Origin of the sequence: Hoyosella sp. YIM 151337 (assembly GCF_026041215.1) — a bacterium.
Taxonomy (GTDB): Bacteria; Actinomycetota; Actinomycetes; order Mycobacteriales; family Mycobacteriaceae; genus Hoyosella.
This window is the reverse complement of record NZ_JAPEIQ010000047.1, coordinates 1-8,298: the sequence shown is the minus strand read 5'-3', so window position 1 is coordinate 8,298 and position 8,298 is coordinate 1. Positions and strand designations below refer to the sequence as shown.

Annotated in this window: 14 protein-coding genes and 1 other annotated feature; of the genes, 4 read left to right on the top strand and 10 right to left on the bottom strand. The window is 64.3% G+C overall.

Annotated elements, in window-relative coordinates; genetic code table 11:
- Positions 1 to 232: 232 nt before the first annotated feature.
- Positions 233 to 997, bottom strand: coding sequence for an ArdC-like ssDNA-binding domain-containing protein (locus ONR57_RS23455; RefSeq protein WP_374116515.1), 765 nt, complete (start codon positions 995 to 997; stop codon positions 233 to 235).
- A gap of 28 nt (positions 998 to 1,025) precedes the next feature.
- A protein-coding gene (locus ONR57_RS22620) for an IS3 family transposase (protein WP_374116514.1) occupies positions 1,026 to 2,278 on the bottom strand; the annotation gives its coding sequence in 2 pieces (ribosomal slippage) (positions 1,026 to 1,984 and positions 1,984 to 2,278; 1,254 coding nt in all).
- Positions 1,869 to 2,000: a sequence feature (AL1L pseudoknot), on the bottom strand. Its footprint overlaps the gene before it by 132 nt.
- A 570-nt stretch (positions 2,279 to 2,848) precedes the next feature.
- Between ONR57_RS22620 and ONR57_RS22615 the strand changes: the two genes are divergently transcribed.
- From ONR57_RS22615 to ONR57_RS22605, 3 genes are read left to right on the top strand one after another with little or no spacing between them, the layout of a single operon-like run.
- Positions 2,849 to 2,977 (top strand): hypothetical protein, encoded by a 129-nt coding sequence (locus tag ONR57_RS22615; RefSeq protein WP_265125972.1) that lies wholly within the window; start codon positions 2,849 to 2,851, stop codon positions 2,975 to 2,977.
- Between the two features lie 51 nt (positions 2,978 to 3,028).
- Positions 3,029 to 3,544: a GNAT family N-acetyltransferase gene (locus ONR57_RS22610; protein ID WP_265125971.1), complete on the top strand. Its 516-nt coding sequence runs from the start codon at positions 3,029 to 3,031 to the stop codon at positions 3,542 to 3,544.
- A gap of 35 nt (positions 3,545 to 3,579) precedes the next feature.
- Positions 3,580 to 3,759 (top strand): hypothetical protein, encoded by a 180-nt coding sequence (locus ONR57_RS22605; protein WP_265125970.1) that lies wholly within the window; start codon positions 3,580 to 3,582, stop codon positions 3,757 to 3,759.
- Between the two features lie 108 nt (positions 3,760 to 3,867).
- Here ONR57_RS22605 and ONR57_RS22600 read toward each other — a convergent pair whose 3' ends face one another.
- The 7 genes from ONR57_RS22600 to ONR57_RS22570 form a co-directional block, all read right to left on the bottom strand.
- Positions 3,868 to 4,074 (bottom strand): hypothetical protein, encoded by a 207-nt coding sequence (locus ONR57_RS22600; RefSeq protein WP_265125969.1) that lies wholly within the window; start codon positions 4,072 to 4,074, stop codon positions 3,868 to 3,870.
- A 279-nt stretch (positions 4,075 to 4,353) separates the two neighbouring features.
- Entirely contained in the window at positions 4,354 to 4,530 is a 177-nt protein-coding gene (locus ONR57_RS22595; RefSeq protein ID WP_265125968.1) for a hypothetical protein, read from the bottom strand.
- Between the two features lie 259 nt (positions 4,531 to 4,789).
- Complete coding sequence (locus ONR57_RS22590; protein ID WP_265125967.1) at positions 4,790 to 5,014, bottom strand: hypothetical protein; 225 nt, start codon at positions 5,012 to 5,014, stop codon at positions 4,790 to 4,792.
- The gene (locus ONR57_RS22585) at positions 4,999 to 5,136 is read right to left on the bottom strand and encodes a hypothetical protein (RefSeq protein WP_265125966.1); all 138 of its coding nucleotides are present in this window, start codon (positions 5,134 to 5,136) and stop codon (positions 4,999 to 5,001) included. The genes ONR57_RS22590 and ONR57_RS22585 overlap by 16 nt, the downstream gene beginning before the upstream one ends.
- A gap of 676 nt (positions 5,137 to 5,812) precedes the next feature.
- Positions 5,813 to 6,136, bottom strand: a complete 324-nt coding sequence (locus ONR57_RS22580; RefSeq protein ID WP_265125965.1) for a hypothetical protein — start codon at positions 6,134 to 6,136, stop codon at positions 5,813 to 5,815.
- Positions 6,137 to 6,216: 80 nt separating this feature from the next.
- A complete protein-coding gene (locus ONR57_RS22575; protein ID WP_265125964.1) occupies positions 6,217 to 6,444 on the bottom strand; it encodes a hypothetical protein in 228 nt (75 codons plus the stop codon).
- Between the two features lie 71 nt (positions 6,445 to 6,515).
- Positions 6,516 to 6,731 carry a hypothetical protein gene (locus ONR57_RS22570; protein ID WP_265125963.1) on the bottom strand — a complete coding sequence of 72 codons (216 nt, stop codon included), beginning with the start codon at positions 6,729 to 6,731 and terminating at the stop codon, positions 6,516 to 6,518.
- A 944-nt stretch (positions 6,732 to 7,675) separates the two neighbouring features.
- Between ONR57_RS22570 and ONR57_RS22565 the strand changes: the two genes are divergently transcribed.
- Positions 7,676 to 7,993, top strand: a complete 318-nt coding sequence (locus ONR57_RS22565; RefSeq protein WP_265125962.1) for a recombinase family protein — start codon at positions 7,676 to 7,678, stop codon at positions 7,991 to 7,993.
- A gap of 95 nt (positions 7,994 to 8,088) precedes the next feature.
- Here the strand turns inward: ONR57_RS22565 and ONR57_RS22560 are convergent.
- Positions 8,089 to 8,298 (bottom strand): hypothetical protein (locus tag ONR57_RS22560; protein ID WP_265125961.1); only part of this gene is annotated, 210 nt, incomplete at its 5' end.

Here is an 8,298-nt window from a genome sequence, read left to right as displayed (position 1 = left end):
CGAGGCCCCGCCGAGAATCGGCGTGTCAGGGAAAGCAACCGCGCCCAGAAACACTGACCCGGCCGTCAGGCCGGGGCGATTGAGGCCACCGCGCGCCAGCGTGGTGATCCGCCGCAGGCGGTGACGCCGCCGCACCCGGGCAGCTGGCGGGTGCGGCGGGCACAGGCCAGAGGGGTGTTGTCGCGCAGCGGTCCTCGATGGGCCGCCTGCGCGAATACCGCCCGTGACGGAGTTAGGCCGCGTCTGGTTCTTCGGTGCTGTCGGTGTGCAGCGCGTTGATGATGTCTTTCACGGTGGCAAGGACGCGTTCGGCGGTGGCGCGCAATGCTGCCGGGTCACCGGCTGCCCATCCGGTGACGTAGCCAACGGAGTAGGCGGTCGTGTCGAGTCCGAGCATTCCCGCGACGACGTAGGCGACGGATTCGGCTTCGACTTCCCGCAGTCCTTGATGGTGGGTGTTGCGGTCGATCTGGTCCTTGCCGTGCATGAGGGCGTGCGCGGTTTCGTGGATAAGGGTTTTCGCGGCCTGCGCGGGGCTGAGGGTCTTTTCGATCACGATGCGCTGTGTTCCGTCCATCATGGTGTAGCCGTTGGCTGCGCTGTCGATGTGCTCGCGGGTGACTGTCCAGCCGCGCGCGGTGATGAAATCATGCACACGTGAGTAGATGCCGTGCTCGTCGTCTCCGGTAAGCCGCTGCACTGGGTGCTCGGGCTGCGGGTGCCCCTCGATGGGCTCAGTCTGGGAGATATCGAACACGCTCAGCACCGGAAAGATCGCGCGGCGCTTCTCTTCTTCCTCTCCGGTGGCTGGGTTTTCCTCGGTGTACTTCTTGGTTCTGTACCCGAAAATTTTGAGCGACTTTTCGCCCTTGCGGACCTGGCGGCCGAGTTCCTGCCACTTGCGGAACCCGGCGACCTGGGTAGCGTGCGGGCACTGCGACATGATCAGGATGACGTTGTTGAAGCTGTACGAATAAAAGGACTGGCAGAACCGCAGATACGCCGTCCACTGTTGCGCCCCGCGTTTAGTAGAGGCTCTCGGTGACCCGCTCGGTTGTTCCGGCGGGGATGTGTGAATCGTAGTAGGACTGTTCGGCTTCGACGGGTGGGATCATCCCGATCTCGCCGTGCAGCCTCCGGTGATTGAACCAGTCGATGTACTCGGCTACCGCGATCTCGAGGTCGTCGATTGACTTCCACGGACCCTTGTTGCGGATCAGTTCGGCTTTGAACAGCGAGTTGAATGCTTCGGCGAGGGCGTTATCGTAGGAATCACCGCGGCTGCCGACCGAGGCGACTGCGCCGGCATCGGCAAGGCGCTGGGTGTAGCGAATGGCTCGGTACTGCACTCCGCGATCGGAGTGGTGAATCAACCGCGATAGGTCCTGACCTGTATGTTCACGAGTCCAGATGCCCATCTCCAGCGCATCGAGTGCGAGATCGGTACGCAGACTCGTCGACAACTGCCAGCCGACGACCCGGCGGGAGAACACGTCGATCACAAACGCCGCATAAGCCCAACCGGCGAACGTGCGCGCGTAGGTGATGTCAGCAACCCACAGCTGGTCCGGCGCCGACGCGACGAACCCCCGATTGACCAGGTCGCTGGGCCTGCCAGTGTCCACTGCAGCGATGGTGGTCCGCGGGTTCTTCGACCTTGCGATACCACGGAGCCCTGCGATGCGCATCAATCGTTCAACGGTGCACCGGGCCACCCGGATTCCTTGTCGATTCAGCTCCGCATGCACCTTGCGGGCTCCGTAGACGCCATAGTTCTCGGCGTGAACCCGGTGGATCTGCTCGACCAGGTCCGCGTCGCGGACGGCTCGCGCCGACGGTGGGCGAGTTTTGGCGGCGTAGTACGTCGACGGGGCGATCTGCACACCGGCCCGGCCAAGAACCCGGCAGATCGGCTCGACCCCGTAATCGGTCTTATGGGCGTCGATGTAGTCGACGATCACTTGAGTTTGCGGTCGAGCTCCGCTGCCGCGAAAAACGCCGAGGCCGTTTTCAGGATCTCGTTGGCACGCCGCAGTTCCCGGTTCTCCCGTTCGAGTTCGGCGATGCGTTTCGCTTCTGCCGTCGTGGTGCCCGGACGGACACCACCGTCGACCTCAGCCTGCCGGACCCAGGTACGCAAGGCCTCGGGATGGATGCCCAGTTGATCAGCGATCCGCTTGATCGCTCCTGTTTTGGATCCTGGATCACGACGGGCCTCGATCGCCAGCCGCGTTGCCCGTTCCTTCAGCTCCTCCGGGTACTTCCTCGGCACTCCCATAAATCTCATCCTTCCGTGCGATGAGACCCTCCACCAGAACCGGGGCGCAACACACTGTTGCGAGCTGGCCAGCCCGGCCACCTTGGCCTCTAACTCGTTGTGCAGCTGCTTGGCCTGGGCTGCCTTCTTTTCCGCGTGTGCCTTGCGCTGCTCAGCGGTACGTGCGCGTCCCATCACGGCTGTGCCTCCCTCTCCCGGTTAGACCCCGGGCCTCGTTCTTCCTGCCCTCCTGGCGGGAATCACATGACGGCCGCGGGAAGGCGGCGAAGGTCAAATAACGGGGTCGTCGGGAGGCAGAAAGTTTTCCCGGCGCGCAGCGCGAACCCGCAGGGCGGGAAAAGTTTCTGCAGAGCAGGTCACGGTATTTGACCGCAGGTGCCGCGCGGCCACAATGGGATGCCAGGAGGGCAGGAGAACACAACTCTTTTCACTGCCCCGGCCGCAGGCCGGGGACAACACCCACCACCACGCGCCAGCGTGGTGATCCGCCCCAGCCTGGGCTGGGATGCGCGGCACCGTAAGCGTGTCCTGACCAATGGGCAGTCTTGGCTGTGGAGAACTGTACAGCGGGTGTTTCACGCCCTTACGTCGCTAGGAGTGCTGGTCGCGGTGCTCAAAGGTTCTGCGATCCTGCTCGTCGCGGCGGCGCTCGCCGCGCTTGCTCTGCGTCCGGTACGGGTCAGCCCTGCCGCCGCGTGAAGCGGTTCCGGGTGAAACGGTTCATCTCTGTCCGAGAAAGGAGCTTCGAGAATGATTCGGCTCGCACAAGAAGAAGACCTGCCGATCCTCCGGGAGATCGAGCGTGCCGCGGGACGTGCCTTCGCCGTGATCGGCATGGTTGCTGTCGCTGAGGACGAACCACCGTCACTCGAGAGGCTCCGCCAGTTCGAGCAAGCGGGCCAGGCCTGGGTATACACCGCGGACGACGACCTTCCCGTTGCGTACCTGATCGCTGAGATGGTCGACGGCAACGTGCACATCGAGCAGGTATCGGTGCACCCCAACCATGCAGGGAGGGGAATCGGCCGGTCGCTCATCGAGCATGTGGCGAACTGGGCGAACGATCGTGGCGCACCGGCGCTGACCCTCACCACATTTAGCGAAGTCGCCTGGAACGGCCCGTACTACGAACGGATTGGGTTTCGTTTCCTGCCTGACTCGGAGGTCACGCCGGGTTTGCGTGCGATCCGCGCCGCGGAGGCTGCCCACGGACTCGATCGCTGGCCTAGGGCATGCATGCGTCGGAACCTCCGGGTAAGTGCCTGAGGAGATCGAGGTGGTCGGCACCTGCGACGGAGAAGGTGGTTACCTGGCGGCGCTGGCGCGCCGCAGGGCGCGGACTTATCGAGTTTTCCGACGGGGTTCTTGAGGAGTTTCGAGTCGCCCAGCCAGGCCGGAAAGTGCGCATCGTGACCGTGCACCCGCCGCCAGGGGCTGTGGATTGGGGATCTTCCACCATGGCCGGTATCCTTTTTGTCTGAGTCAACTGTGCACAGACTCGTAAGCGGTCAGCGGCCTCCCCCCTTGTTGTGCTGCTGACCGCTTCCCCCCCCCCCCCGTTTTTTGACTGGGCCCGCGTCGATTCGCGGCTAGCGCTGCTCTGCCTCGGTGGCTTTTCTGCGACGCTCCAGAACCAGGTACAGGCCCATTGACGCCACACCCAGGGCCGGTACCGCGATGTAAAACCAGCCCACCGATTCACCTGCCTGCAAACGGACAGTAAACACGAGAATCAGGACCGCGCAGAGAACACTATGCGCGAAGGTCAGGGGGAGATACCGCTTTCGGTGCGACACACCAACGATCGTGCCGCACCCTAGCCCGTCGCGCTGACTGGCCCGGGCGAGATCACACCGCACGCGGCGAGGGGGCCGGCCACCGGGCCAGCCCCCTGCGCTCTTACTCGCGGCTGCGGGTCTTACGGATCGCGAAGTACGCGACACTGATCGCGGCGAGATTCACCACCGCTGCCCCGACACTCACCCACTCCCACATAACCCGCATTCCTTCCCGTGCTGCCCTACGATGGAGGCGGGCCGGGCATGTAACTGTTGTTCCGCACCCAGCCCTGGTGTTTAGTTGTTGCCCTCGTGCGGCGGGTCTTCCCGAGTGTCGCCTCGGTTAGTTCGCGCAGTTTCCAGCGCGATGTACGCCGTACGGAGGGCCACGACCGTGGAGGCGAGAACCAGAAGCTCCCGCGCGATCGCCAGCATGTCGCTGACCACCTTGACCTCCCATCTGTCCCGGACCATCCGGGACAGCGCATCGCCGGGCATGCTCAGGGTGGCGGGTCAACCCGAAGAGTCCGGGCCGCCAGAACCCAATTTCAGGGAGCGAAGCGGAAGAAATTGGGGACGCGCGACAGCGCCCGGACGTGGGTTGACGCGACGGGCCCCCGGCATGCCACACTCACGCGCCCCGGATGAGGCCACAAACCCAGCCACCCGTCAGGTCCTCAATAAACACAGCGCCGCGCCAGCGGCCCCGAATAGCTTCATTGCTCAGGCGGGGTTACTCGCTGGGGTGATAGCCCTGGTCTGCGATCGCGGACTGAGCTTTTTCCAGCTCTTCCCCGGCCTCAGTAAGGAGGGTGGCTGCGCGTTGGAGGCTGGCGTTGCATGCAGCGACACTGTCCGCGGGATCGCCTGCGGCATCGTAAATCTCGAACGCATCAAGAGATTTCGTGAGAGCGGCCGCGAGACTGGTCAGCGCCTGCGGCATCAGTGTGCTGTCCACTTCAGTCCGCCGAGCAGCCTGTACACCTCGGGTGCTGGAACCGCGGGCTGCGCGGCCAGAGAGTGGTTGATACTGCGGATGGCTTCGGCCGCGGTTTCGGCGTCATCACGCATGCCCACCATCGGTTTCCTTCCGCGAGACGATGTCCGGCCTGACAATACGCGCTGGCACCGACAAAACCGCGCACACCATCAGGTCCTCGCGAGATACGACCGCCTGGCGAGCATCACTCGAAGCTCTCAGCATTAGGATAGCCGAGGGTGGGGTCACCAGTGGGATGGGCTCTGCGCCTTCGTCATAGCGGAAACCGTAGGTGCCGTCTGACAGGCGCACGAGTCCGCGCTGGCCGTGGTCCTCTTCGGGCGGGTAGCTCGCGGTTGCGGTGGTCCTTTCGGTATAGCTGCACTAACGGGCCGCAGGGGCTGGCCTTGGTGGCGTGGCAGGGGTGGTCGCTTCCCTCGATCATCCCTGCCACACCACCCCAATCATATCGAACATGAGTTCGATAATGGTTAGGATGGGGTGTGTGACCCCGCTGGTTGAGTGGGCTCCGCGCATGTGCGGGAACGGCCATAAACTGGGCCCGGGAACGATGCTGGTGGGCTGGCAAACCACCGAGGAACCCTACTGCCGGATATGGGTATGCCGCCGGTGCGGATGGACACTCCTCGACCGGTTCCGGTCCTCACGCGCGGGCTGCTGACTACGTGGCTGTTTCACCCTGCAGGGTCAGGCCGCTATCGGCGTGCGGCGGCCGCGGTGGTTGGGGCGGGGCCGGTGGCCCCGCCCCAAGTGGTGTTACTCGCGGTTGTCCTCGAGAAGGGCTTCGAGCGTGCATTCGCGGCAGTGTTGCTGGGTGGTGATGTGGGCGAAGCCGTGTGCGCAGACGGTGATGTCGTCGTGGGTTTGCCAGTGCGCGGAGTAGGACTCTCCGCCGCCGTAGTCGATTGAGTACGAGCCTGATTCTTCGTCACCGCTGGCGGTGACTGTTTCTCCGGTGAGCAGCATTTTGCCGATGAATGCGGTGGCCCGCTCGAATGCGGGCTGCCACTGCTCGGGGGTGTACCACATTTCGGCAAGGCGGCTGTCGCTGAAAAGAACGAGGGTGCGGGTGTCTGTCATTGCGGGCCTTTCTCTGGGAACGGGAAGCGGTGGCAGGTGGTGGCTAGGGGCCTGTTTGTCGTGCGGGACCCCAGCGGGTGTCATCCGGTGCAGTGGTCGCAGTCGCAGCCGGTGAGGATCGCGAGGTGTTCGCATTCGCCGCTGGTGTCGTACGCGCGGCACTGGTCGAGGCTGTGGCTGCTGGTGTCGTAGCCGTGCACCAGCCCGGGTGCGCCGTGGCATTGGCTGTGTGCTGGTTCCGTGCGCCAGTACGCGCCGCAAGCGATGCACGCCGTGCCGGAATCGGCGGCGATCAGCTGGTGAAACACAGGGGGTGGCTCCTTTCTGCCGGGGCTGAGCGTGGTGCTGCCCAGCCCCGGATTTCGGGCGGTTGCGGGGGTTAGCCGAGGTGGTCGGAGAGGACTTCGAGGGTGGCGTCGACGATGGGTGCGACCAGTCGTACCCGCCACTGGGGTCCGTGTTCCCGCTCGGCGATGATGGCGGCGATCAGTTCGATCTGCTCGGTGGTCAAGACACTGGCGTCGGCGTCGAACTTGAACAGCTCGACCGCGTCGTCGTCGTGGACGTTGAGGATGATCGCTGCAAACGTGGCCATGATGGTTCGCCTTTCCGCTGTGGTGTTGTCAAAGAGTCCGGTGGGAGTTGCGCGGTTCCCGCCGGGGGGCTTGTGCGCCCCTGCTGTGCCTGATCACGGCGCCGGGCGGGCAGAGACTGCTGCAACCTCCGGGACCGGGCCGGGGGGAGAAAAGTTTTCCCGGCGCGCAGCGCGAACCCGCAGGGCGGGAAAACTTTTCGGAAGGAGGACCGGCAGCTTGCTGCGGAGGTTGCGGCAGGCGCAGCCTGGTGCACGATCAGAGGCCAGCAGGGGTGAAGCACCCCGGCACCATCCCGGGCATTCCAGCCGCGGCACCAGCCATCACCACAGCGGAAACGCGAAACTGGCTGCGGTGGTTGCTCGGGCATCGCGTGCGCCGGGACGACAAACTCCCGCGCTCAGCAGGCAAGCCCGCCCCGGGTACGCTCATTCATCCGCGGTTCGGTGATCCGGCGGGGTGTCCGCGCGGCCGCGGGCATATTAGGGCTAGTCACGCTATGTGACCTAGAAACATTAGCTAGAGTAGGGCGGCTCGAAATCGTCCGTTTTTGAGCCAGTCCCGCACCCTGCCGCCGCTAGACCCAGCGACGTACATCGGCCCAGGCGCTATGCGGCACAAAACTCGCGTTCAAAATTCCGCACTATGGGTGCTCATAACCTCGCACTGTCAGTGGGTTATGCGACGATCCCGGCGTGACGCTTCTCGGGTATGCGCGAGTTTCAACCAGTGATCAGACCAATATGCGTAAGCTGACGCGCTGCGCGCCGTGGGCTGCTACCGGCTCTGGACCGAGGTGGCAGTAGGGGACCACCCCGGATTGTCCGCAATTGCGCGAGGCACTCGATCACCTTGCATGCGGGTGACACACTCGTGGTGTGGCGGCTAGCCCGGATCGACCGGTCCCTCGCTTGTCTAAACGGTCGAATCGCTGCACGAGCGCGGTGTGGGGTTCCGGTCGCTGACAGAGGCCATTGACACAACTGCACCCGGAGGAAAACTGGTCTTCCACATCTTCGGGGCGCTGGCACAGTTCGAGCGTGACCTTATTCGTGAGCGCACCGCGATCGGGCTGAAAGCCGCGCGCGATCACGGCCGCGTCGGCGGCCGCCCGCCGAAGATGACTCCCGCGAAGCTGCGTGAGGCCCGGCGGATGCGCGAGTCTGGCAGCACACTCGCGGAAATCGTCGACGTTGTGGGCCTGTCCCGCGCAACACTCACCCGCCACCTGTCCGCCGCGCGGACCAGCGGCTCCGCTCGGTAGTCCGGCCCGGTTCACGAAACGTTCACAAACGCCCACCCCGAGATCGGGCAAAACTCCCCTACCCTTTGGATGCCTGCTTTTCCTGAGATGCGCGGTCACCGATACCTCGAGATTTCTGCGCGTCGCAACTTAGGGATGATTGGAGGTGAGGCACGATGCGAAATCCCAGAAAAGACGAAACCCCGGCGCACAGGACGCTTTGGTTTGCGGCCACCGTCCATGTGATCGCCAGGGTCGTCGGTGAGATTCTCGTCCGGATACTTCCGGGCTAGAAGCCCTTCGGAAGGGTCATCGTTGGTAGCGGT